The sequence below is a fragment of the Bacillus sanguinis genome (assembly GCF_018332475.1).
GTDB classification, from domain to species: Bacteria; Bacillota; Bacilli; order Bacillales; family Bacillaceae_G; genus Bacillus_A; species Bacillus_A sanguinis.
In genome coordinates this window covers 10,043-34,730 of record NZ_BOQB01000017.1, presented here as the reverse complement: position 1 = coordinate 34,730, position 24,688 = coordinate 10,043, and the positions used below count along the sequence as shown (strand labels likewise).

General features: G+C 36.5%; 22 protein-coding genes. 7 read left to right on the top strand and 15 right to left on the bottom strand.

Features of this window, described 5'->3' with window-relative positions:
• Positions 1-17 precede the first annotated feature (17 nt).
• Positions 18-416, bottom strand: a complete 399-nt coding sequence (locus KI369_RS02470) for a DUF2871 family protein (protein ID WP_212954969.1) — start codon at positions 414-416, stop codon at positions 18-20.
• 255 nt (positions 417-671) lie between these two features.
• On the opposite strand from KI369_RS02470, the gene KI369_RS02465 reads away from it, so the two are divergent.
• Positions 672-1,175, top strand: a complete 504-nt coding sequence (locus tag KI369_RS02465) for a GNAT family N-acetyltransferase (protein WP_212954968.1) — start codon at positions 672-674, stop codon at positions 1,173-1,175.
• 191 nt (positions 1,176-1,366) lie between these two features.
• Positions 1,367-1,549 (top strand): hypothetical protein, encoded by a 183-nt coding sequence (locus KI369_RS02460; RefSeq protein WP_212954967.1) that lies wholly within the window; start codon positions 1,367-1,369, stop codon positions 1,547-1,549.
• Between the two features lie 50 nt (positions 1,550-1,599).
• Here KI369_RS02460 and colA read toward each other — a convergent pair whose 3' ends face one another.
• On the bottom strand, positions 1,600-4,515 hold the full coding sequence (colA, locus tag KI369_RS02455; protein WP_212954966.1) for a collagenase: 2,916 nt from the start codon (positions 4,513-4,515) through the stop codon (positions 1,600-1,602).
• Between the two features lie 203 nt (positions 4,516-4,718).
• Positions 4,719-5,396: an MgtC/SapB family protein gene (locus tag KI369_RS02450; RefSeq protein ID WP_212954965.1), complete on the bottom strand. Its 678-nt coding sequence runs from the start codon at positions 5,394-5,396 to the stop codon at positions 4,719-4,721.
• A gap of 290 nt (positions 5,397-5,686) precedes the next feature.
• On the opposite strand from KI369_RS02450, the gene KI369_RS02445 reads away from it, so the two are divergent.
• On the top strand, positions 5,687-6,205 hold the full coding sequence (locus KI369_RS02445; protein WP_212954964.1) for a GNAT family N-acetyltransferase: 519 nt from the start codon (positions 5,687-5,689) through the stop codon (positions 6,203-6,205).
• Complete coding sequence (locus KI369_RS02440) at positions 6,202-7,119, top strand: GNAT family acetyltransferase (RefSeq protein ID WP_212954963.1); 918 nt, start codon at positions 6,202-6,204, stop codon at positions 7,117-7,119. Before KI369_RS02445 ends, KI369_RS02440 begins: the two co-directional genes overlap by 4 nt.
• Positions 7,120-7,140: 21 nt before the next feature.
• Here the strand turns inward: KI369_RS02440 and KI369_RS02435 are convergent, their stop codons facing one another.
• Both KI369_RS02435 and KI369_RS02430 read right to left on the bottom strand, forming a co-directional pair.
• Complete coding sequence (locus KI369_RS02435) at positions 7,141-8,049, bottom strand: VOC family protein (RefSeq protein ID WP_212954962.1); 909 nt, start codon at positions 8,047-8,049, stop codon at positions 7,141-7,143.
• A 174-nt stretch (positions 8,050-8,223) separates the two neighbouring features.
• Positions 8,224-9,135: a VanW family protein gene (locus tag KI369_RS02430; protein WP_144614133.1), complete on the bottom strand. Its 912-nt coding sequence runs from the start codon at positions 9,133-9,135 to the stop codon at positions 8,224-8,226.
• Between the two features lie 362 nt (positions 9,136-9,497).
• Between KI369_RS02430 and KI369_RS02425 the strand changes: the two genes are divergently transcribed.
• Together KI369_RS02425 and KI369_RS02420 are read left to right on the top strand one after the other, a co-directional pair.
• A complete protein-coding gene (locus KI369_RS02425) occupies positions 9,498-9,839 on the top strand; it encodes a hypothetical protein (RefSeq protein WP_212954970.1) in 342 nt (113 codons plus the stop codon).
• Between the two features lie 115 nt (positions 9,840-9,954).
• Positions 9,955-11,046 carry a DUF3900 domain-containing protein gene (locus KI369_RS02420; RefSeq protein WP_000345047.1) on the top strand — a complete coding sequence of 364 codons (1,092 nt, stop codon included), beginning with the start codon at positions 9,955-9,957 and terminating at the stop codon, positions 11,044-11,046.
• Between the two features lie 237 nt (positions 11,047-11,283).
• Here KI369_RS02420 and KI369_RS02415 read toward each other — a convergent pair whose 3' ends face one another.
• From KI369_RS02415 to KI369_RS02375, 9 genes are all read right to left on the bottom strand, one after another.
• Entirely contained in the window at positions 11,284-11,631 is a 348-nt protein-coding gene (locus KI369_RS02415) for a hypothetical protein (RefSeq protein WP_212954961.1), read from the bottom strand.
• 31 nt (positions 11,632-11,662) lie between these two features.
• A complete protein-coding gene (locus tag KI369_RS02410) occupies positions 11,663-11,824 on the bottom strand; it encodes a hypothetical protein (protein WP_212954960.1) in 162 nt (53 codons plus the stop codon).
• Positions 11,825-12,016: 192 nt separating this feature from the next.
• Positions 12,017-12,862: an exonuclease gene (locus KI369_RS02405; RefSeq protein ID WP_212954959.1), complete on the bottom strand. Its 846-nt coding sequence runs from the start codon at positions 12,860-12,862 to the stop codon at positions 12,017-12,019.
• Between the two features lie 188 nt (positions 12,863-13,050).
• The gene (gene cspB, locus KI369_RS02400; RefSeq protein WP_001179150.1) at positions 13,051-13,251 is read right to left on the bottom strand and encodes a cold shock-like protein CspB; all 201 of its coding nucleotides are present in this window, start codon (positions 13,249-13,251) and stop codon (positions 13,051-13,053) included.
• A 216-nt stretch (positions 13,252-13,467) separates the two neighbouring features.
• Positions 13,468-14,367, bottom strand: a complete 900-nt coding sequence (locus tag KI369_RS02395) for a WD40/YVTN/BNR-like repeat-containing protein (RefSeq protein WP_212954958.1) — start codon at positions 14,365-14,367, stop codon at positions 13,468-13,470.
• Between the two features lie 16 nt (positions 14,368-14,383).
• Positions 14,384-14,827 (bottom strand): flavodoxin, encoded by a 444-nt coding sequence (locus KI369_RS02390; protein ID WP_144614143.1) that lies wholly within the window; start codon positions 14,825-14,827, stop codon positions 14,384-14,386.
• A gap of 140 nt (positions 14,828-14,967) precedes the next feature.
• Positions 14,968-15,588, bottom strand: a complete 621-nt coding sequence (locus KI369_RS02385; RefSeq protein ID WP_000070938.1) for an acetate uptake transporter — start codon at positions 15,586-15,588, stop codon at positions 14,968-14,970.
• A gap of 86 nt (positions 15,589-15,674) precedes the next feature.
• The gene (locus KI369_RS02380; protein ID WP_212954957.1) at positions 15,675-16,070 is read right to left on the bottom strand and encodes an NUDIX hydrolase; all 396 of its coding nucleotides are present in this window, start codon (positions 16,068-16,070) and stop codon (positions 15,675-15,677) included.
• Positions 16,067-16,408, bottom strand: a complete 342-nt coding sequence (locus tag KI369_RS02375) for an ASCH domain-containing protein (protein ID WP_212954956.1) — start codon at positions 16,406-16,408, stop codon at positions 16,067-16,069. Before KI369_RS02375 ends, KI369_RS02380 begins: the two co-directional genes overlap by 4 nt.
• Before the next feature lie 140 nt (positions 16,409-16,548).
• On the opposite strand from KI369_RS02375, the gene KI369_RS02370 reads away from it, so the two are divergent.
• Positions 16,549-17,106: a CatB-related O-acetyltransferase gene (locus KI369_RS02370; protein ID WP_212954955.1), complete on the top strand. Its 558-nt coding sequence runs from the start codon at positions 16,549-16,551 to the stop codon at positions 17,104-17,106.
• Between the two features lie 40 nt (positions 17,107-17,146).
• Here the strand turns inward: KI369_RS02370 and KI369_RS02365 are convergent, their stop codons facing one another.
• On the bottom strand, positions 17,147-24,619 hold the full coding sequence (locus tag KI369_RS02365) for a CLIPPER-2 domain-containing protein (protein ID WP_212954954.1): 7,473 nt from the start codon (positions 24,617-24,619) through the stop codon (positions 17,147-17,149).
• Positions 24,620-24,688 lie beyond the last annotated feature (69 nt).

The following is a 24,688-nucleotide window of genomic DNA, read 5'->3' as shown; positions in this document are numbered from 1 at the left end:
GTTAATGCGGGATAAAACTACATTTTAAATGACTTCTTTATTAACAACATAAACCAAACTAAAGTAACTGCCATTAACGAATGAGAAAACCCTACAATATAAGTTAACCCTTTAAAGTCCGCTCCATTTAGCTGAAGAAGCCCTCTCGCCGCTAACGAACCTAACATTAAAGTTAATGCAATGTTAGGTAAAACAAACCACTTGTTAAAACTTTTCGTTTCATGAAACGCGAATACTTTTGCTAATCCTAAAGCAATTAAAAAGAAGAAAAAGCCGAGTACAAGTGTATGTGTATGCAAAAGATTTAACAAAGTAGATCCCACAATCCCCTTATACTTTCCATACTCCCTAGCGAAAATTCCTGATAATAAACCGATAATCAAATACGTAAACGATGCATTATATAATTTTTTCATTATGTACCTCCTTGAGTAGAATGTGTAGTGTGTCATATTTAGTAATAATGATAGTTATATAGTAAAAACTCCTAGTTACCTAGGAGTCATTGTATAAGTATCTCACTCTTTACAATCAATCCTAATTATAAAATATCCCTTTATACAAAACAAACGAACTTTATGTGAACAAGTAGAGCATAATTAAAATATGTTGCACTTTTATATTTCGCAACCCATACTAATTGTTATAACTATTAAAGGTGGTGCAATGGATTGATAGTTCTTGAAACTGAACGACTCATTCTTCGCTGGTTTGATATAAAAGACGCTCCATTTATTCTTGAATTAGTAAATGATCCTGCATGGATTCAGTTTATTGGTGATAAAAGGATTAAAAACTTAGACGATGCAAAAAAATACATCTTAAACGGACCAGTTGATATGTATAATAAGATGGGCTTTGGTCTTTACTTAGTAGAGCGAAAAGAAGATTTCACTCCACTTGGTATGTGCGGACTTATTAAAAGAGATTCATTAGAAGATGTTGATATCGGCTTTGCCTTTTTAGAGAAATTCCGTTCAAAGGGGTATGGCTTTGAATCTGCTTCTGCTGTAATAGACTACGGTGTACAGAACCTAGGTATGAAACGAATTGTAGCAATTACTACCATTGATAACATCAATTCAGGAAAGCTTTTAGAAAAAGTAGGATTGCAGTTCGAAAAGATAATTTCAGACTCAGGAGAAGATTTAAAATTATTCGGGTATAACGCGTAGAAAAAAGGTCGCCATTCATGGCGCCCTTTTTTACTGATTTCGGAATAATATCTTGAGTTATATTATGGTTTGCATCAATTATTAAAATTACCAACGTACCTTTTGGCATCACGATTTGGAACTTTATAGAAATAAACCCTTTACTTTCAAATTAATTATATTAATATATTAAATAAAGGAAGTGATAATAAATGGAACAACCACTATTTTTGTTAGTTCTTCAATTCATTGCATTTATATTAATCATTTGTATCGTATATGGAATCTTGTACAATACAGTATTGAAATTAAATATGCCTAAATGGACTGCACATATGATAGCTACCGTATTTTCCCTTGGTATCGCCTATCAAGCTTTTATAAATTTCATTTGAAATTTTTGTATTATACGTAAAAAAGGTCGCCACTCACGGCGACCTTCTTACTATTTCACTTCTACCGTATAACTTCCTGTTCCCCCGCCATACTGATACACATGTAAATAGTATTTCCCTGGATACGTGTAGTAACTTCCTACTAACTTATTCCCCTCTTGCTGGGCATACGTAACATAATTATTTAAATCTGCTTCTGAATAAAGAACCCAGTTTACTCCGATATTATTTTCCTTCGTTACATTAATTTGTAGGTTTTTCGCTGTTTCTATATTAATTTCAAAGTAATCACTCGTATCACCATTTCCTAAACTAGCACGTAAAACTTGATTTAATTGCAGTTTATTCGCTGTCTGGAATGAGTTATTTTGCTCTTTTTCTACACTGTTATCTTCTTTCTTTTGAACCGTTACATTCGTTGTAACCGTATTTGTTAATCCTTTGTCATCTGTTACTGTTAATTTTGCCGTATATGTTCCTTCTTTTGTGTATACATGGATCGGATTTTGTTCATTACTTACAGTACCATCACCAAACTCCCATTTATAAGCAACAATTTTTCCATCTTCATCTTTCGATCCATCGCTTTTAAACGAAATTGCTGCATTTATATTCCCGCTATATGGACCGTTTATAACGGCAACTGGTGCTTTATTCACAGCACCTTCTTCTGTATTAATACCATGGAATACAACATCATATTCAAATTGTCCTGATGCATTCACACGATAATTCACGAAGTACGATGTTACTGTTTTATAGCCTGTCCATTCTTTTGCACTTAAACGCTTTAACGTATCATTCACGTTTTGTGTAATTGTTTTCCAGTCTTCATATTCCCCTTTTGCAGTCGTACCTGTATACGTTCCTTGTAGTGTAAATGTATTAAAGAACTGTGATTTGTTTTTCTTAACTGATACATTACTTAATTTTGCTTCTGCTGTAATTTCTGCCGCAATATCTGAAACTGGTTTCGGTGCGTGCGTCGCTAAATAATCATTTGATACTAATGGTACATTATATTTCTCACGGTTATCAACTAACATTTGCATATAGTCTTGATACTCTTTATTTAAATTCGCATCTTTACTTAATACAGAGCGGTATGCGTCATATGCTGTTACATCATTTTTTCTAATAAGATCATGAATTTTGTCAAACATATCATACCTCTTATTGTACATGTACGATTGTAAAGCGAAGGAATAATTATAGAAATCCCACGTCCCATACTTTGCATTTAACGTTCGCTCTGCCGTATAACGCTCTGCTGGATTTGAAGATATCCCCCCTATAATACTCTTTCTCGGTACAACATTATCTGTTCTCGTTGCCCCTGCAAAGAACTCAGCATTTCCTTCTTCAAACCAAGATAATCTCTCATTCTCATACATCTTACCTTGTCCCCAAAGCCCCGGTACTTCATATCTCCCTTGCAAATAATGCGTGAACTCGTGTCGGAACAATTCTTCTAAACTATAAATACTTTCTTCTGGTGTACGCTCATAAGTAAAGAACGTACCTGTTCCTTCTATATAAAGACCACCGTTATTCGTTTCATATCCGTATAATTGACGATTAAATTGATACTCAGCTGGACTATTATAAATAACCATCGTTAATACATCATCAGGATTTCCTTTTTCTAAAGGTTGATCACTTTCAACCGTACGATGGAATTGTGCCTTCACTTCTTTTGCCGCCCAATATAGACGCTTTACTTTTTCTTCTGTCACTTTATCTCCAGCTTTTAAAACAATTGCACCATCATCAAACGTATACGTTTTCGGCAAATACTTTTTCTTTCCATCTTCTCGTATTTGATCTAAATTCACAACATTTCCATTTGCATCTTTCCCGCCATAATTCGTCGTGATTTGCTCAGCCGCTACGAAATATTGCTCTCCTAAATACGGATACATTTTCATCGCGTCTGTTACAACTTGCAATCCTTTCGTTCCTGTACTATGGAACGTACCAAGTCTACCTGTATAATAAATACCATTATTAATTAACCAACCATTCTTCACCGTCACCGTTCCAATTAAGGCAAAACGACTTAATTCATTAATATAGCTATCAATTTTTTGGTACCATACTGTATCTTTCGGTGCTTTTCTCGTATCGTACAAATACGATTGAATGTCGTAATCCACACCTTGCATAATATCGTAAATCGCATTTCCAGCTGATAGATTGTCTACCAGTGTAGAAAAATTATCGTTATATTGTTTAAAGATCTTTGCAGCTGATGTTATCGTTTCCACATCACTCGAAGCATTTCCTATTAATTTTCCGTATGATGATACAACTCTATTTTGTTCTAACGTACCGAGTTTGAAATTCGGGTTATTCGCAATCGTTTTTAATGCAGGTAAGCATTTATCATGATAGCTCCGCTCATTTAGTTTACTTAATTCTGCATTATAAAAACCTAAATAAAAACCAGATCGTAATACCTCCACTAAAGTTTCAATCCCTTTGGAATCATCTTTCGTATAATCTTGTCCTTGCTGCTTCAGTTTATCAATAATTGCCTGCATCCTACTATCATTTTGATAGAATGCAAGGCTATCCTTATTAAATTGAAATAGACCTGTAATTTGCTCCCAATCAATTGTTACAAGTAAATCTACTAACTGCTGATTGCTTAATTGATTTAATTCAGCGATTGTATAAGTTTTCACTGCAACTAATTGCTTACTTTCTTTTTTTACTTCAGGCGGTCTTTGTGACAAATCAGCAAATTGTAGCCTTTTCTCAAAAGACTTATTTTCAAGCACTTTTGATGAATGAGCTAATTCTTGAACTGGTAATTGTGCACCAACTGGCTCCATTTTGAGCACATTCCGATAAGAAACTTGCTCTCCCTTTGTACTTTCTGCCAATGCGCTCCCTTGGAAACTCCCTAGCATCAAACTAGCAAAACTTACCCCTACTAACACTTTTTTTGAATAGCCTTTCATGCTCTCCCCTACCTTACATTTTTTAGTGTCCCGCACCATTATTTTACTATTCTTACTTTTTATTCTGTATTGAGAAAAAACAAGGGAACGTTCACACATGTATCCATGCCTAGTAAAATTAACACTTGACTTTATGTGCATTTTATATCAAAAAAAGATAGATAATAGCGAAATTCCTGCTACATCTATCCTCGTTCTCAACGCTATGATTTTAACTTTATAAACGTAACTTCCGGTAATGTTTGCATGTGCTGAATAAATTTATTCTTTTCTTCTGACGATATGTTTTTCAGCTGCATCCTTACCTTATAAACTATTTCTGCTTCTTGCTGTAAAGCTTCCACTTCATATGAAAGTATTGGAATGCCTTTCACTTGTAGCGTTTCTACTATTTGTTGTACCGCCTCATGTTTATTTATATACATTTGCACTGTTATATTTTGCGGAAATAAAAATTGCACCTTAAAAATACGACTCACAATCTCTAAACCAATTAAAACGAGAATCGTCGCTCCAATCCCTACTACATACATGCCAGCGCCAATTGCTAATCCAAGTCCGGCTGTGGCCCATAAACCAGCCGCTGTCGTTAGTCCTTTCACCGCCTGCTTTTGAATAATAATTGTACCTGCACCTAAAAACCCTACACCACTAACAACTTGCGCTGCAATACGGCTCGGATCAAGAGCCATATGTTCTTCATTCATAATATCTGAAAAGGCATATTTTGAAACAACCATTATTAAAGCACTTCCTACCGCTACTAGGAAATGTGTTTTTAATCCCGCCTCTTTTGATCGAATTTCCCTTTCAATACCGATTATTGCTCCTAACAAACCCGCAACACCGATTCGTATAATTAAATCAATATTTACACTCACGAGCCCTTCCCCCTTTCGTTCATTATAGATAGATAAAACAAAAATTATCACACACATCCACTTATCGATATGAAGGAATTTTACTAAAATACACTTAATACCCAGGCCGTTTTATGTTAATATTTTAAATATTAACATAAAATAAATAACTTCTAATTTTAAAACTCCACTAATTTTCTTAAAAGACAAAGGTGGATTACATAAAATGAGGTTGAGAAAGTTTAGAAAACGCTTTCATTTTATGTCGTAATTTTTTATACATACTACATAAATAAAGGAGCTTACCAACAATGAACGTCTCTTTGCTTACACCTACTACCGATTTACAAGAAGAATACTTAGATTTTTATAACGAATGGAAAGATAGCGGTGAAACGATGATTCCGTGGGTTATTTCAAAAGATCCTTCTAATTTCACGGCAATGATTCAAGAACTTCACGATGCGCATAACGGAATAAACCTTCCTGAATCTTGGGTACCAGACTCTACGTATTGGCTCGTTACAGATAATAATAGAATTGTAGGAGCTGTTAATATACGTCATAGTTTAACCGAGCATTTATTTAACGCTGGCGGTCATATCGGTTATGGCATTCGTCCTTCTGAAAGAAGAAAAGGTTATGCTACGAAATTACTAGCATTATCACTGGAAAAAGCGCAGGAATTAAACATCACGAAAGCACTTGTCGTTTGCGATGAAGTAAATACTGCTTCAGAAAAAACAATTTTACATAACGGTGGGCTTCGTGATGATGATTTCACTGAGGAAGATGGGAATGTAGTAAGAAGATTTTGGATTGAGCTATGAAGAAGTCTTCCCATAAACATACTCTTGTTATAGAAAAATATAGTAGCAGCCATGAGCTACAATTAAAACAACTTATTGATTTATACAATGAAGAATCGTATCTATTTCACTTATTACTAAATAATAAAACAAGATGTGCGTATGTTGCCTACCATAAAAAAGATGTAGTAGGCATCTTTTTCGCCTGGGGCAATAACTTCCATCCATACTGCACATACTTTCGAATATATACGAACCCTTTCTATTCAGAGCTACACATTGAACAGTTTTTATTAAACGAGATTCAAAAGCTAGAAAACTTTACACTCCCATTGCAAACTTCTATATGGGATACGTCAGCTCATTTAAAAGCCTTTTATGAAGAACATAACTTTACGGAAATCCGAAGAACATATATGCCAATATTAGACGTACAAAAAATCATAGCTATCGATACAATGCTTCATTCAAATTATGATGTACAAATCTTATCAAACATTTTATCCAATAATAGCCTCTTAAAAAAACTAGCTCACTTAGTAAAAACGAATTATGAAGATACTCACTTAGCAAATCCCGTTGCCCCATTCCCACTACAAACTTGGAAAGAAATGATCTTAGCTGATGATGTGTTACTAGATGGAAGCTTTCTAATTATAGATGAAGAGAACGAAATTATTGGGTACTCTTTCCTACATACATCAGAAAAGGATAATACGTTAGAACTAGGATGGTGCGGGACTCACACTACGGACAATTTACCATTACTAAAACTACTCGTTTTCGAACAAGCTATGTTTGCAAATAAACACGGTTATTCTTTCGTTCAAGGTGAATTCGATTCAACAAGTATATATGCAATGGAAATATTAAAATCCTTTCCTTTCAATCCTTGTGCTACTTGGATTACATATCAAAAAGAAGCCGGAAAGTGATTATACACCTTCCGACTTCTTTTATGCTGTTTCTATTTCAAACTGCACTGTAATACCACTAGGATCTACTACTGTGAATCCGTTTGTACTTTCGTTCACTTTATGTTGTTTTTCTATTAATCTTTCTTTCACTTCATCTAACGCTTCTTTGTGCGGTAATACAATCGTATATATCTTAAGTCCAGTTGCATGTGCTGGTGGATGCGGGTTATTTACTCCGTTCCACGTATTTGCACCGATATGATGATGATATCCTCCTGCAGAAATGAATAAGCAGTCATCTTCGCGTTGTTGCACTTCAAACCCTACTGTCTCTACATAAAACTCGTGTGACTTCTCTATATCAGCTATTCGTAAATGTACGTGCCCAACGACAGTATTAGCAGGTAATCCATCAACCTCATAATCAACGAGTGTTGCCAGTTCTTTTAAATCTAGCGGCGTACTTCCTCCTGGTCCTTCTCCCCATTGATCACGCGGACGGTCTGCATAAATTTCAATACCATTTCCCTCTAAATCTTGCAAATAAAACGCTTCGCTATATGTATGATCACTTGCACTATTGAACCTTGAGATTGGTAAAATTTCATTTGAATATGTATAACGCCCTTCTTGCTCAGCTGGGCTATCAATTACGTTCTTATTACGAATCACCCCAAATAATGCCGAAGCAAAGGCTTCACGAGTCGGAACTAAAAAGGCTACATGATATATACCAGTCGTACGCGGCTCTTGCAGTACCCCGTCCTCTAACTTTTCAAGAACAAGTAACGTGCTCTTTCCACCTTTGCCTGATAAATATACTTTATTCCCCTCTTGCTTAATTACTTCTAATCCTACTACATTCTCATAAAAAGAGATTTGGTGCTCTAAATCTTGCACTTTAAATTCAACATGACCAATACGTGTTTTTGGATGAATTTGTACCATGAATAACTCCATCTCCTTATCCCAATATTTTCCCATTACATATTACCGTTACTTTGAAGGATACAACTAAAATCACCCTATGTAAATAAGAAAAGTCAGAATTCATAAACATTTTTATTTTCACAATAAAAAAGCCACCTCTTCTCGTTTTTAGAAAAGGTGACTTTATAACTCTTATCTCATTTTATGTACTTCAGCAACTAACTTTCCGCCCTGAATGCCCATATAAAGTTTCACAGGTGCATCATTCGTGTTTTCAAACACTAAGTCTAAGTATGGATATGCAATTGTAGCATCTCTTCCTTGTGGAACGTAACCTACCGTTTTAGAATGTGTCGTTCTCTCTACCATTTTCAAACCAGCTTGATCTGCTGCATTGTATAAAGTTGATGAAGTTTGACAAACACCACCACCGTATCCATCTACTAATTTACCATCTACAATTTCTTTTCCTAATTGGTATCCTTTATCTGGCGTTGTATCACCTATTAATGCATTGAAAGAGAAACTGTCCCCTTTTGCTAATACAACTCCATTTATGCTTGCTGCTGACAAACGAATATTCTCAATACGTCCACCTGCTGAGCCACCTAAATTCGTTTCATATCTACCAATTACCGTGCCACTTCCTTGCGCATCACTTAATGTAGCCGTAGGTTTTTTCTCAACAATAGGTAACTGATATGAAGAATCCCACATACCTACGTTTAATAATTTATTTACTAACTCTTTTTCCATTAATTCAAAAGAAGGCTTTCCTTCTTGCCAACTTCCGTCAGGTCCTAAACGTGAAGGGACCATCTTTTTGTCAACATTTTTCCCAACTTCCCTAGCAACCTTCTCAACTGATTTTTTAAATTTCGCTTCATCTTCGAAATAACCTAGACTCGATAAATCTAGCTTTTTCACTTCCGTACCTGTACGACCATCTACTAAACTAATAGAATCCTGTACTTCTGCTTTAGCCTCTACCGTGTGGCCACCAATATCACTTACTAATGCAACATCACTGACTTTTGTACCACAGCCACTCACTACAGCTACACACAACACCCCAACTAATATACCCTTTACTTTACGGAACAATAGACTCTCCCCTTTTTCCCAATATTACTTTTATGTATTATTTCATTTTTATGTATGTTTTGTTACAATCATTTTACAATATATTTATAAAATGTTACAAGTTATTTTTTACTCTATATAAATTACTCTTTTCTTTTCCAAATGTCTATACATATTTACATAAAAGTTTGAGTTTGATAGAATTGTAACCTTTACGTAACCTCTCCCATTATCCAGTATATACCATAAAACGAACAGAATACAAATGTAAAAACTCCATATTCTTATTTATAAAGAAACATCCTGTGAACATAAATAGGTATTTGCCGTGCCACACTCCGCTTTTACACATACATTATGGTGAATTAACCTATTTTAAAGAAATGGAGGATGTTTTTATGTACCCCTACAATCCATACGATCCATATAACCAAAATGTTTATCAGCCTCAATATGATTTACAAGCACAATACCAACAATATATAGATCCAACAGAACAAGTTAATCCATATGATCAAACTCGACAATTTCAACTTCCAATCTCTTTTCCTGGTGCTGGAAACCGTCAACTAGAAAGACGAGTAAATGAGCTTGAACAAAGAGTACGTCAATTAGAAAACACGGTTGAGCGTCATACACGTAGATTAAACCGCTTAAACCAACGTTTACGTACAATAGAAAACAGACTAAACATTCCATTTTCAGCATTAGAAGACGGATTTTAATTTCAAAAATAAAAAATATATAAGGAAGGGGCTCCCCCTTCCTTATATAAATTGACGAAAGTTTTTTCCATCTCTATACTGGTAAGAGTTAATGAAATGAAACAAGGTGATAAATATGGATTTTGAAATAAATTATCTTTCCTTTTATGTTGTACAAGTAGAAGGAAAAGGTGAAGCTGTTGATAAACGCTACAAACATTTTCAAACATTAGACGCTGAAGAGTATGAAGATAGCTCCTTAAAAGAATTTTTGAATGGTGAATTATTAAAAATTTCAAAGCGGAAAGTAGAACGTCATGCGAAAACAGAACAAGCCCCGACAAAGATCGGTCGCTTCATTGTAGAAGAAGGGCACGAACTTGATTCAAACCCTCATTACAACCTATTTAATCGCATTCGCTTCGCAGAAACTAAGGAGAACTTCAAAGATATGAGCGAACCACTCGTTTATACATACCTTGACACAAGTGCTGTACGCGGTGGTGTATTTTTAATTGCGCAAGCAAAACTACGTAAATATTTTGATGATCCATTCGTTTTTGTTATGAAATGTGACTTCGAACCGAAAGTTGCTTCTATTTCAGATGAATCCACACTGATTCGTAACGTTGAGATGGCCATCACAACAAAAAACATGAAATCTATCCAATATCCGTACATGCCTGAAGAAGGTATGGTCGAAGTGGGCGAACTAAAAATTCACCAAGCATCACACGCCCGCTACTTTGAAGACTTCTTAAAATTCGTCGAGTACGAACGCTCTATGCCTGAAATTATGAAAACACAAGTAATGGACATGGTATACGACCAAATTGAAGATGTATTTGAAGAAGGTACGGAAGAACGCGAACAATTCGACCAAGCAATGGAAGTATGGGCTGCCAGTCCAAAACGCGAGATTATGGAACAATTTTCAACCGAAGAAGTAATGGAAGCTACTGCTCAAATCGTCGAGCATGCTCCTGAAGTGGAATTAAAGCTAAAAGCGGATCATATCTCTGTAAAGGCCCTACTTGCTGACTTCGGGGATCAAATACATATCGCAAAGGTAAATGACCGATACGTATTAATGATTGAGGCTGATACACTTACGTTTGAGAAAGGCTTCTCTCCAATTGAGTTTCTGAAGCCAGATGAGTTGCAAGATGTCATTGAGCGGATTGAGAATAAGCAGCAATATTCTTATGATCCGAACGGGATTGAATAAATCCTTCCATATAACTATTTTTACCGAGCGCTTTTAATAAGCGCTCTTTTATTTTGGACATAGTTGACAGTTATATAAAAAACCGATTCTACTAAGAATCAGTTTTTCTGCTTTATAACAAAATATTTATTTTTAATCCAAGATAACAATTGTTGCAGAATCCAGTAGATTCCTTCCTTGTTGTACAAACGTATTTCCATTAAAGTAGTCACTATGTATGTTGGTAAAATGAAAATTTCACTTCACTACCTCAAATTTATTGTACTCGTAAAAAGATAATTGAAAACGATATTCTGGATGCTCTCTTACCCAATCATAGGCTTCTTCTAAAATATCCATTTTGTTTTGCAAGTCATTCAGTTCACTACATTCGTCCCTTTTCTGTTTGCACAGAGGGCAGAATCCATTCACTATTTCGGCACTCGTCGCCCTAATAGTTTTACTTTCTAAGTCAACTACTAGATGAAGAAGAAGAGAATACTCTTCTTTTGTAGTCACCGTCATTTCAGCAAGCCCATCCTCATTCCAAAAGACACCGTTTAATTCCATCTGTACGGTGACGTCTTTAATATCCAAGTCTATCACTATCACACCTCCCTTGTATAAAAATCATATTTTACTCTTCGATTTTAATCTTTAATACACCACGCTTTAAAGATATATTAAGCTTTTTCCAATTCTTCTTCTTTGCTATGAAAGGAAGTGTAATTACTGCTAATAGCGCGGTAAATATTATCCCAAAAACGAAAACTGTTACAATGTTAAAGATTGCTTCCATTTAACTCTACCCTCTTTCATTTCTATGGGCTCTAAATTTATAAGTATATTTTAAAATGCTTACCACACCTTAATTTTCAAAGCATTTATAATGGCCCAATCACAACAAATCAATTCCTATTTAATATGAATACTTTATTCATCCATCAATACAATGACGTTAAATTTATGTAGTTAGAAATAGAGGAGAATGTCATTTAACCTCTACATTCTCCTCCATCTCAGCCAAATACCTAATCTGTCTTTCCGCTTTTCTAACCGCCGTACGAAAATGCTTTTTCAGAAGTTCTATTGTAGCTTCACTAATATAATATCTTTCCGTTATATTTTCCCACGTGTCACTACTTTCAAATGTACTCCAAACGAAAGGACGCTCTGTATTTTTTCTCATTTCTTTAAATACCCATTTTCGCATCTTTTTTTTCGCTTTTTCTGTTAGTTTTCCGTTCTCTACAAGTTCAAGCTCACCGTGTCTTTTGTACCGTTTATGAATATCTCTCTCGCTATATACTTTAAGAAGTATCTTGGCTGTATTCTCGGCATCTGCTAAAGCTCGGTGCTGCTTCCCTTCCCATGTTAAACCGAGCTGTTCTACTGCAAATTGTAAACTGGGTGTATGCTCAAATAATTCTTCATACGCTTGGAAAACAAATTTCTGCAAATCAAATTTTCTCTCTTTTTCCATACATGGGCATTTTACACCGTGTAACGTACAATCATGAGATAGAAAACGATAATCTTCTCTTCCCCATGAAACAAATATGGAATCTTCTCCGATAAACTGAATAAATTTCTCTATAATTTGCGGGAATTTCTCCACACCAATTAAATCTTTTTTTGTAATTCCCGTTAATTTTGTCGTATGACGAGTAAGACGTGCACCTGGTTTTACTAACTCTGAAAATTCTCCAATTATCTTCATTGTACTTGCTTCTATTTTTACAGCCCCGATATCAACTATCTCTGACGGATCGTCTGATTTATACGGCCTGAAATTTCTCTCTATATCAAACACAATAAAATGTGTAGCGTTTTCCAATTTATTTACCTCTTTCTACATTCCTTTTCACATACATACTTTATTTTCAGTATTTATTTATTCATGCACTTTATGCATGTAATGCTCCGTCTAAAAACGAAAATTCAATCTCATTATGCTATGTACATAGGAGGCTTTTCAACAAAAATGCAAAAAAAAAGAAGGGCAAGCCCTTCTTTTTTCCGTAATTACTTCTTGTTAACGTTAGTAGCTTGAGGTCCACGGTTACCTTGTTCTACTTCGAAAGTAACTTCTTGACCTTCTTCTAAAGTTTTGAAGCCTTCGCCTTGGATAGCTGAGAAATGTACGAATACGTCTTCTCCGCCTTCAACTTCGATGAATCCGAAACCTTTTTCTGAGTTAAACCATTTTACTTTACCGTTTTGCATGTAAAAAATCCTCCTACAATGTACCTATATGTACATATTCATTTTCAACCACTTTACAAAAATAAGTCAGACATTAAAAAAACTGCAACTCTGAGGAGATTTAACATTGCTATCCTCCTCGGAAGTTACAGCTCATTTAAATCTCTATATTATTAAAAGTAAAATGGTTTAGATATAATATATCATATCACTATAATAAAAGCAAAGTTTTTTTTACTACACAACTTTTTTCTTCCACTGCATCGCTTTTGATTCACCTGATCCAGCTACAACATAGCCTTCTTTTTCGTTCACGATGCGCCAGCCATGCCCTTTAACTGAGTCACATACTGTAACAATTCCTTCTTCTAGAAGTACACGACAAACAGTACTAACCCCCGCCTTATTTTGCGTTGATGTTGTATACAGTACGTGTTGATCTACACTTAAATCTAAATAGCTACTTGCTTTCTGCTCACTTTGACATGTGTGCCAACATGTTTTTTCACTCTCAATACTTTCATCTATTTTACAAAAAGAAATATTCCCGCTAATCCCCTTGCACGATCCACTGGCTGCTACTAAATAAGAGTTGTGTAAAGTCAACGCTGAAATCATCTGATTCATTACGATTTTAATTCTCTTTAATTTACGTGTCTCCAAATTAAAGAGCCAAACGCCACCATATTTAGCATGTATTTTCGTACCGATAAATACGTAATGTTTATATAAAAATAACGATCGAATAGATGGTGCTCCGCCACCATACTCAAGAAATGGATAAATGGTTTCCCATGTCGAACCAAAATTATTAGAATGATACAACGTTTTATCTCCATGAGCAATGACAGTCCCTTGTACATTACTACACACATTCCAACTTGTTGCTTTTGTTGGAAAACGCTGAACCGTCCAGTTCTCTCCACCATTCATACTACGAATAAAAATCCCTTCGTCACCTACACCATACACTACATGATCTTCGCTATGTAAATCCCTAATTCGTTTTTGAAAACCATTTAAAATTTGTTTCCATTCTCCGTCTTGTTCAATAAATAAGCCATTATATGTAGTAGCTAACATAAGCTTTCCATCTCTTAACTTTGTAATAGCGGTCGCACTTAACATTGTCTCCACGTTGACACTCCCATTCTTAGAACTTCTCAGCAAATGCAATTGCAAAATTACTGCATTTTTCAACATCCTCTTCATCTTCTGGAGCTAATTCAATTTTCAATCCTTCTTGTACAAGCTCTGCACCGCGTTCTACAAGTTTTTCTTCAAATATCGTTACCGCTTCACAAAACAGTTCATATGCCGTATCTCCTGATCCAAATACCGCTACTTTTTTTCCTGATAAATCTATATTATCTAAGTCATCATGGAAATCTTCCGCTTCAAATGGTAGTTCACCATCGCCCCACGTATAAGATCCTAAAATGATTCCGTCATAAGCTAATAATTCTTCCGCATCCATGCCTTCCATCTCTTGCAATACTACTTCATGATCAAAAGCATCTAAACTAACTTTAATTAAATCAGCAATACTCTCTGTATTTCCTGACATACTTGCATAAGCTATTAAAATTTTCGCCACTTCGGCATCCCCCTCTTACAATAAATGATTCTCATTCTCATTATATTAATAATGAGAATCAATTTCAATTATATTTTTTATTATTTCTGTGTACCACAAAAAAAAGCACAGATGACTATACAATCATCTGTGCTTTTTTATTACTTTTTAAAAATACCAAACGGTTTTCCAACTGGTAAAACAACTTTTCCGAAATGTGTATTTAACACTGCTGCTGCTGAACCATAGAAAGATAATAATGAAATAAGAAGTTCAGAATATGCTGCTAAATTATGCATTGCATGCGGCATAACACCTAAAGTACTTAATGAAAGACCGATAAATAAGAAATCAATAAGGACGAAAATCATAAATAATACTTTATGTGTTTCCATTGCACCAATTGTCATAAATATTGTGAAAATCAAATATCCGATAAAGGCTACCCCAAGCTGTTTTGAATCTGCAGCTTGTGCTAATTTTTCGCCAAATACTCCAAGTTGAATTAACCAAGTCATTCCAACACCTAACCAAAATAGGCCGTATGCACCGAATGCTGTTGTACCGAACGTATTATTATGCTTTGCATCGTGAATGCACGCAAAGATTTGTGCAAATCCTCCTAAAAAGATTGCCCATGGTAATACAAGTGAAACGCCATCTGTTAAGCCTAATTTTTGAGATGATGCTACAAGTGTTACCATCGCTAATCCAAATAGACCAATTCCAGATGGATCCGCTGTTGTCATTTTCACATGATGTGTAGTTGTTTGATTGCTCATATAAACCTCCTGATTATAAACATACTCGAATACAATACTTAAATCAGAAGGCTATGTCAATGGTTTTTTTTGTATGTTGTCAGACCTTACTTTTTATAATGATTGAATATACTTCCGACCACTTCATACGGTTTTATATTCACTTTTTCCAACTTGTGTATCGGCAACCATAAAGGAATATAACGCCCTCTATCTTTCAGTTCGAATTCTTCAGCTTTACCACTTCCAAAAACTCCCCCTATAATGCGGGCATTAAAATAATACTCCGTACCCTTATACTCCACCGTTGCAATTAAATGCTCCACTTCTATATGTACCCCTAATTCTTCATAAATCTCTCGCTTTGTTGCTTCTTCAGGTGTTTCCCCTTCTTCAATTCCTCCGCCTGGAAAAACATAATATGTTTCCCCTGCTCGAATACGTTTTATAAGAGCAATTTTCCCTTCCTGCACAATGATAGCCGCGCCTCGGTTTCTTATCATTTTATTACCTCAATACCAATCGCGACTGTTCCCCACTTTTTTTCTTGTTCTTTCCTATATATTTTGTATGTACTTTCTAGCATTTCCTCTAAACTATCATCTTCACAATCCAATAATTTTTTATCAATTTGTTCGTACATTGCCTTAAAGCTTTCATATCGTTTTATTTCCATTACTTTTACAGTCATCGTTTCCTCTGTCGTAAGGTTCGTAAATACAATATGATCGCCTTGTTTTATAAGTTGACGTTTTTCATCGTATAAACGTACTTCATATACTTTTTGTCCTGATTGAATTGACTGAAAAGGTTTATTATATAATCCCATTTCGTATATCATTTATTCCACTCCTTTTTTATTCGTTGCGCCTACTCCTATTTTTGTGCATTACCAATTCATCCAACACAGTACGACTCATTCCAAGTTGCATATAATGTTCCATATCCATTACTTGCTTTAGAGAGGATGATAAATCCGTTATGTTATATTTAAATCAAAAACCTGAATATAATAAATATGATATTGGTGATTATACTTATAGTAAAGTAGGACCAACCATTTTTTCTTGGAACGATGAAACAAAATTAAAAATAGGTAAGTTTTGTTCATTAGGAGAAGAAGTCGTTTTCATACTTGGCGGTGAACATCGCGCAGACTGGATAACAACTTACCCATTTAATGCACTTTTTGATGAAGGAGCACATATTACTGGTCACCCTTCTTCAAAAGGTGATATTGTAGTCGGCAATGATGTATGGATCGGTTATCAATCCTGCATTTTATCTGGTGTTACAATTGGTAACGGTGCCATTATTGGCGCAAAGAGTGTTGTTACAAAGGACGTACCGCCATATGCAATTGTAGCTGGTAATCCTGCAAAATTTGTTCGATATCGTTTCCCACAAGAAACAATTGATAAACTAGAGAATCTCGCATGGTGGGACTGGGACATTTCTGTTATAAAAGGAGCTATCCCATTTCTACTCTCCAACAAAATTAACGAGTTTTTTACCTCGTCCGAAAATGAATCTATATGAAAAAAAAAGAGCATCCTATTCTTTCTGGATGCTCTTTTTTTTATTTTTTATGTTGGTGCAACTGATTACACGGAGAACATTCAAATGGAATTTTATCTAAGCAATTAAAGTTTGTTTCACAAATTTGTTCAATTGTTGGAACGAACGGAATGACGACCATATTACTTTCTACTATTTGTGTAACAGGTGGCAATACTGTACCTACTTGATGTTCGAAACGAATACTCGCTTGATTAATATAATTTACTGAACCACTTGGCGCGCTCTGAACTACTACTTGGAACACAACTGTTCGTGCTTCACCTGGATTTAAACTTCCTATAAGAAATCCTGATAATGGATTTACATTTGGCACTGGCGTATTATCAACCGTTACACTTCCAAGGACAAATCGTACACTACTATCTAACATATCTTGAAAACGGATATTTTGCATCACTGTATCACCCGTATTTGTAATAACTGTCGTAAACGTAATGACATCTCCAATCGTTGCTGCCTGTAAATCTGCCGTTTTTACGACTGTCGTTGAGACATTTTGAGGAATAAATGGGATAACAACTGTATTGCTATCACCCTCAACCACTACTGGCGGCTCATTCGGATTTACAATTGCAAGCCCATTTGCTATAGCAGTATTTGTGACTAAGTTATTTATTTGCCCTCCTGTTATTACAACTTGGAAATTAATAATTGCCGCATCATTTGGCTGAAAATCACCTAACGGAATACCGGTATTCGGATTAGCAAATGGAAGAGGTACATCGTTTACCGTTACCGTGCCATTTATAAATAACGTATTCGGATCAATGATATCTGTTAAAACAATATTCGTCACAGGAACTGTACTATCATTTATAACGGCAATTCCGTAAGTGACGACATCTCCTACCGTTGCCACTTCAAAGTTTGCTCCTTTTGCAACAAATAAGATTGCAGTATTTACCGTTACAATAACTGTATTGCTCGTATCCATCACTGTAACTGGTGGCTCCCCTGGTACTAAAATATATTCTGCTAACGCCCCAGCAACGTTCACTACTGTACCACCATCTGGAAAGCTCGTAATCGTAGCTTCATATGTTACAATCGCCGTCTCACCGACTGGAATGTCTACAATCGTAAATCCAACCTGCGGATTTACTCCCGGACGAGCTACTCCATTTACAGTTACACTATTTGGTACAAAAACAGCTTCTGGAGATAGCACATCGATAAATTGAACATTCATCGCATCAGCAGTACCAGTATTTAATATTCGAACCGTATACGTTACCGTTTCTCCTACTCCAACAATTGAATGATCTACTTCTTTTTGCATATCTAAACTGCCTCTATTTACTGGTGTGACTGTCGTATTACTTGAATTCGTAATTGTAAACGGTGGTTCTCCTGGAATCAATTCGAAATCACCAGTTACTCTCGCTGTATTCATAATGCTACTAGAAGGCGGAACTGCGATTACATTTACTGCAAAGGTAATTAATACACTATCCCCTACTGCAAGATCAGGTAATGAAAAGCCTACAAATGGATCTAAACCTACTTGTGGAATCCCATTTATTTGTACACTTCCGGGAACGAATTCTAAACTAGGTGATGGAACATCAATAAACTGAACATTTGTCGCTGTTACCGTTCCTGTATTTGTAACTTGCACACTATACGTTAACGTATCTCCTAAACGTGTTGCTTCTTTATTTACAGATTTTATAACGCTGAATCGTCCTCTATTTATCCTTGTTATTGTCGTATTACTCGGCTCTGTTACTACAACCGGTGGCTCTCCTGGTACTAAAGTAAAGCTTCCTGTTATATTTGCAACGTTCGTAATGGTTCCTGATGACGGGATGTTTGTAACTGTCGCTTGAAACGTCACTACAACCGTTTCACCAACTGGTATATCTCCAACTCCAAAGCCAGTAATCGGATTTAAGTTTGGTTGCAGGGCTCCATTTATCGTTACACTATTTGGTACAAATGACGCTCCTGCTGAAATCGTATCAATAAACTGAACATCATTAGCTGTTACTGTTCCTGTATTCGTTATTTGAACCGTATATGTTAATACATCTCCAACTAGGGTAGCAGCCCTATTTACCTGTTTTATAACATTAAATTGTCCTCTATTTACAGTTGTAAGTGTTGTATTGCTCGGTTGATTTACTATCACCGGTGGTTCTCCTGGTACTAATACAAAGCTTCCAGTTACATTTGCTGTATTAACAATTGTTCCATTTGATGGAACACTAACCACTGTTACTTGGAATGTTACTTCTACACTTTCACCTGGATTTATATCTGGAAGCGGGAATCCATTATTAGGATTGAATCCAGGTTGTAACACACCTTCTATCGTTACACTGTTCGGCACGAATGCTATAGAGGACGGTAATACATCACTATATTGAATATTCGTCGCTACCACTGTCCCTGTATTTTGAACTACTGTTGTATATGTGATTGTATCGCCTACTGCAACAACCGGCTGACTTACTGATTTTAATACATTTAAACCAGGCTCATTGATTTCTGTTAATGTCGTATTACTTGTTGCTGTTTCTGTAATAGGCGGTTCTGTTTCACTTACAGCAAATGTTGCTGTAACGTCTACAAAGTTAACAATTGTTCCACCCTCTGGTCTGCTTGTAACCACTTCTTGATATGTGACACGTGCAAAACTATCTACAAGTATATCTGGAACTGTAAAACCAATAAAAGGATTTAATCCTGGTGCCGGTACCCCGTTTATGCTCACACTTCCCGGTACAAATGCTACTCCCGCGGAAGTCGTATCAATAAATTGAACATTCGTCGCTGGCACTGTTCCGAAATTAAAGATGAATACATCATACGTTAATATTTCTCCTACAGTCGCTACTTCTTTATCTACTAGTTTCAATGGAAAAACAAACGCTATATTAATCGTCGTAACGACTAAATTTGTTAATATCGTTTCCGTAATCGGTGGTTCTTGCGGATTTGGTTGTGAAGTAAATGTAACGTCTGCATCATTTAAGATGACTTCATTATCTGGAATTTCTGTAATCGTCACTTGGAACGTTACCTCAATACTTCCACCATTAATTAACAATGGCGTAACTGTAAATCCTATTTCTGGATTTAAACCAAGTTGCTGCACCCCACCTATTGTTACACTACCTTCTACAAATGTCGTTCCTTCTGGTATGACATCTTGGAAGAACACATCTGTAACTGGTATAATTCCTACGTTTGAAATGAGCACGGTATACGTTAATACATCCCCAACTGCTCCAGTTGCAACGTCAACTGTTTTTGTTGCGGTTACTTCACCAGGAGGAGGTAACGGTATTGTAACTACCGTTGTATTACTTGAGTTCGTTGTTGTTACAGGTGGTTGTAAAGGATTTAATAAGAAAGTGGCTGTAGCAGATGCTGTATTTAATACTGCTCCGCTTGTAGACGGTGCAATTACCGTAACTTGGAACGTTACTGTCAAGAATGTTCCAGCTGCAATAGTAGGAAGCGGGAAACCGACATTCGGGTCAAATCCAGGTTGTGACATTCCATTTATCGTTACACTATTTGCTACAAATGTTGTTTCTGGGGCAATTGGATCAATGAAAGAGACATTTGTTGCTGTTACTGTTCCATTATTCCGAATAACAACAGAATACGTGTAAGTTTCTCCAAGTGCTGCTTGTTGTACAGATGAAGATTTTTGTATATTTAACTGTGCTGTGTTTACTTGCGTCACTACAAAATTACTGTTTGTAACAGTCGTTATTGGAGGATTTGCTGGATTTATAAGAAAACTTGCAGTAATGTTCGATTGGTTTCTTATATTTCCACCGCTCGGAATACTCGTCACTGTAACTTGAAACGTAACCGTGGCCGTTTGCCCGACCGGAATATTTGGTAACGGGAATCCTACCATAGGATCCGCGCCTTGCTGAACGACTCCGTTTATCGTCACACTATTTGCTACAAATGCAGTACCAGACGGAATTGGATCTTGGAAAATAATATTCGTTGCAGGAACAGTTCCTGTATTTTGAATAAGAATCGTATACGTTAACGTATCTCCTACTCCTGCTTGCAGTGTATTTACACTCTTCATTACATTCAGTGATCCCACATTCACTCGCGTCACAACAATATTACTAATCGTTACAATTGTAATTGGTGGCTGGAGAGGACTTACTTGGAAATCAGCAGTTACATTCGCATTATTCGGAAGAACTCTATTTGGTGGTACACTCGTAATCGTCACTTGAAAAGCAACTGTTACCATCCCTCCGACTGGGATATTGGCAAGTGGAAATCCAGTTGTTGGGTTTAAACCTGGTTGAGGTGTTCCGTTTATTGTTACACTATTTGCTACAAACGTTGTTCCAGATGGAATTGGATCAAGGAATGATACATTTGTTGCTGCTACTGTTCCACTATTTTGTATACGAACTGTATACGTTAACGTATCTCCTACTCCTGCTTCAGTAGCGCTTACACTTTTCATTACATTTAACCCTGAAGAATTCACGACTGTCATAACAGTATTACTTGGTTCTGTTACAGTAATTGGTGGCTCTGTTGGATTTACTAGGAAATCTCCTGTAACATTCGCACTGTTTACAACGTTGTTTCCAAGCGGAATTTCATCAATCAATACTTCAAATGTAACAATTACACTCGCACCAGTAGGCAAATCATTTAACGGGAATCCAAGTTCTGGATCTGCCCCTTCTTGTAAGACCCCATTCACAAAGACACTGTTTTCAATAAATAATGTACCTTGTGGAATTGAATCTTGGAAAAATACATTTGTTGCTGGTACACTACCCGCGTTTATGATTTCGATTGTATATACTAAAACATCCCCTACCGTCGCAACATCTGTATTTACTGATTTCACAACTTCAAAATTCCCTGATTGTACAGTTGTATTCACAATGTTACTCGGAACATTGATTGTTACTGGTGGTTCACTCGGATTCACTTGAAAACTTGCTGTTACATTTGCTTGATTTAAAATATCTTCATTTTCTGGATCCTGTACAATTATTACGTCAAATGTGACTACAACGGTTTGAGCCGCAGGAATATTCGGAAGAGAAAATCCTGTATTCGGATTCAATCCACTTTGCGGTACTCTATTAATTGTTACAGAATTTGCAACGAAAGAAACAGCTGAAGAAATAGCGTCTTGGAAAAACACATTTGTTAACGGAACATTCCCTGTATTTTGAACGGCAATTGTGTATGTTAAAGTGTCCCCTACTGCCGCTTGTGTTGTATTCACTTCTTTTATTACATTTAAACCGCCTGTATTAACTTGTGTCACAACTGTATTCGTTTGTCTATTAATCGTAATCGGTGGCTGATTCGGAATAACGACGAAATTAGCAGTTACATTTCCGCGATTCGCAATCGTACCTCCCGATGGCGTCGATGTCACTCGGACTTGAAAAGTAACCCTCCTACTTCCGCCCGGAGATATATTAGCTACCGTAAACCCAGTCGCTGGATTGGCCCCAGGTTGCGAAACTCCATCAACAGTTACACTATTTGGGATGAAAGTCGTTCCAATTGGGATTGGATCTTGAAAAATAACGTTCGTTGCAAGTACATTTCCTGTATTTTCAATTGTAACAGTGTACGTGAGAACGTCATTCACTGTCGCAAAAGCTCTATCCACTGTTTTTCTCGTTCTTATATCAGCTATATTAATAGTAGTAACTACAGTATTACTTGTCGCTTGCCCTGAAACTGGTTGTTGACCAGGCACTGGGGTAAAGGTAAATGTTGCACTTGCACGATTCGGAATTGGATTGACAAGAGGATTCGATGTTACTCGAACTTGAAAGCGCACTACGGTCGTTTGCGAAGCATTAATACTTCCTAGATTAATACTACTTGCTGGATTTGCTCCTGGACGTGCTACTCCATTTACCGTAACGCTGTTTGCTACAAATGTTGTTCCTGCAGGAATACTATCAACAAAAATAACATTGTTTGCAGTAATGTTTCCATTATTCGTCACATTAACCGTGTACGTTAATACATCATTAAGCGTTGCCGTCTGTAGATCTACAGATTTTTGCATACTTATAGTTGCTTGATTCACTGTCGTTTGTACTGTATTGGAAGAAGAGGTACTTGTAATAGGTGGACTACTGACGAAAGGACGGAATTGATATGACACCATTGCACGATTTGAAATAGGATTTGGATTCGGGAATGATGTTATTCGAACTTGAAATGTAACAATTCTTTGCGTGTTATTTGGGATTGTACCTAAATTAATTCCATTAGCAGGGTTCGCATTCGGCTGTGTTACTCCTCCTACCGTTACACTACCTGTAACAAACGTTGTTCCGCTCGGAATACTATCACGTAATACAACGTTTTCTGCGCTTCCTGTTCCTGTATTCGGGACCGTAATCGTATAAGTGAGAGTATCCCCTACCCCTGCGACTGTTCTATTAACCGATTTAACTGGATTAATAATTGGACCTGTCGCATCAATTTGAACACCAAAACCAGCTGCCGCATATCCATCTCCATTTGTAACGAAGCGAACAGTTGCTGACGTTTGATTGTTTACTAAAGATGAGGAGGCATCTACATTCGTAATATCCCACCCTTGTCTTCGGACAGCCAAAGCTACCCCTAACGGCTGATTCAAATCTCCAAACGTACCGCTCGTATCTAAATTTCCACTGTCATTACAAATTTGTGACTGAAAGAAATTATTCGCGGGATTTCTTGGTCCGAATAACGCAACTGTAGTATTCGCATTCGGCCCAAAGCGAAGTTGATCTCCAGAAATGTTAGAATCACCTTCTTGGGCAGTTACAAGTACCCTTCCTGTTACAGCTCCTGTTGCCGGAGTAGCAAATCCAGAAATAGTAGCATCAACTGGTGGTGATGAAGCATCGATAATTTCTTGACCTGCATATACTGACAAATTTCGCAGTGGTAAACTTGCATTTTGATACACAACCTCAAGCGTCCAGCCAGCTGAACGACTAATTGTTGGATCAGCTGAAGTTCTTGTAGCCGGTACGGCCCCTGTCGTATAAGTTCCTGCCCCACCTACACTAACAAGATTCGTTACATTAGCAGAGCGAGCATAATAAAACTGGTTTCCTACTGAACCTTGCTGCGCGGTAGCAGGGTCTGGCGTAACAGAAAACGTTCCTGCTGGTGTTGTAAATGTAATATTATCATTTAAAAATGGTAATACATCTTCTGTATCAGTCCGGAAAGTTCCTGCCCAAACTAACTCTGCATACAAAATACTACTCCCTGCAGGAAGATTTAAAATTGCACTTGAAGAATTCAATCGCCAGTCATCCGTTGTACCTGCTGGGAACCCTGGTACTTGCAGCGCTGTATTTACCGTTGTAAAAACAGCAAGTGTACCAAAAATATTACCTGGTGCAGGCGATGTGGGACTAAGTCCTAACGTGTTCCCAGTGAACGTGACGGCACCAGTTACTGTTGTTGTAAAGCGATTCAAAAAAGGCACGTAATCATCTCATTTCATTTATAGTAAAAAGTGCTCTATACTATAAAATGTAGACAAACTATGCAATGT

What these genes read in the sequence shown, in the direction of transcription:
- KI369_RS02470 (WP_212954969.1), bottom strand. Translation starts at nt 416, where the DNA reads ATGAAAAAATTATATAATGCATCGTTTACGTATTTGATTATCGGTTTA.
- KI369_RS02460 (WP_212954967.1), top strand. Translation starts at nt 1,367, where the DNA reads ATGGAACAACCACTATTTTTGTTAGTTCTTCAATTCATTGCATTTATA.
- colA (WP_212954966.1), bottom strand. Translation starts at nt 4,515, where the DNA reads ATGAAAGGCTATTCAAAAAAAGTGTTAGTAGGGGTAAGTTTTGCTAGT.
- KI369_RS02445 (WP_212954964.1), top strand. Translation starts at nt 5,687, where the DNA reads ATGAACGTCTCTTTGCTTACACCTACTACCGATTTACAAGAAGAATAC.
- KI369_RS02440 (WP_212954963.1), top strand. Translation starts at nt 6,202, where the DNA reads ATGAAGAAGTCTTCCCATAAACATACTCTTGTTATAGAAAAATATAGT.
- KI369_RS02435 (WP_212954962.1), bottom strand. Translation starts at nt 8,049, where the DNA reads ATGGTACAAATTCATCCAAAAACACGTATTGGTCATGTTGAATTTAAA.
- KI369_RS02425 (WP_212954970.1), top strand. Translation starts at nt 9,498, where the DNA reads ATGGAGGATGTTTTTATGTACCCCTACAATCCATACGATCCATATAAC.
- KI369_RS02420 (WP_000345047.1), top strand. Translation starts at nt 9,955, where the DNA reads ATGGATTTTGAAATAAATTATCTTTCCTTTTATGTTGTACAAGTAGAA.
- KI369_RS02410 (WP_212954960.1), bottom strand. Translation starts at nt 11,824, where the DNA reads ATGGAAGCAATCTTTAACATTGTAACAGTTTTCGTTTTTGGGATAATA.
- cspB (WP_001179150.1), bottom strand. Translation starts at nt 13,251, where the DNA reads ATGCAAAACGGTAAAGTAAAATGGTTTAACTCAGAAAAAGGTTTCGGA.
- KI369_RS02385 (WP_000070938.1), bottom strand. Translation starts at nt 15,588, where the DNA reads ATGAGCAATCAAACAACTACACATCATGTGAAAATGACAACAGCGGAT.
- KI369_RS02380 (WP_212954957.1), bottom strand. Translation starts at nt 16,070, where the DNA reads ATGATAAGAAACCGAGGCGCGGCTATCATTGTGCAGGAAGGGAAAATT.
- KI369_RS02375 (WP_212954956.1), bottom strand. Translation starts at nt 16,408, where the DNA reads ATGATATACGAAATGGGATTATATAATAAACCTTTTCAGTCAATTCAA.
- KI369_RS02370 (WP_212954955.1), top strand. Translation starts at nt 16,549, where the DNA reads ATGTTATATTTAAATCAAAAACCTGAATATAATAAATATGATATTGGT.